1 rRNA gene is annotated in these 415 nt (G+C 57.3%); it reads left to right on the top strand.

Annotation, left to right across the window (positions count from 1 at the left end):
- A 16S ribosomal RNA gene (locus tag PUR61_RS18385) occupies window positions 1-415 on the top strand; the annotation flags it as partial.

Here is a 415-nt window from a genome sequence, read left to right as displayed (position 1 = left end):
GCACAATGGGCGAAAGCCTGATGCAGCGACGCCGCGTGAGGGATGACGGCCTTCGGGTTGTAAACCTCTTTCAGCAGGGAAGAAGCGCAAGTGACGGTACCTGCAGAAGAAGCACCGGCTAACTACGTGCCAGCAGCCGCTGTAATACGTAGGGTGCGAGCGATGTCCGGAATTAATGGGCGTAAAGAGCTCGAAGGCGGCCTTTCACGTCGGATGTGTAAGCCCGGCGCTTTACCCCGGGTCTGCATTCGATACGGGCAGGCTAGAGTGTGGTAGGTGAGATCGGAATTCATGGTGTAGCGGTGAAATGCGCAGATATCAGGAGGAACACCGGTGGCGAAGGCGGATCTCTGGGCCATTACTGACGCTGAGGAGCGAAAGCGTGGGGAGCGAACAGGATTAGATACCCTGGTAG

Origin of the sequence: Streptomyces sp. BE20, assembly GCF_036322525.1 — a bacterium.
Lineage (GTDB): Bacteria > Actinomycetota > Actinomycetes > Streptomycetales > Streptomycetaceae > Kitasatospora.
Note: the sequence above shows the minus strand (reverse complement) of the source record. Positions and strands in the feature narration are given on the sequence as shown.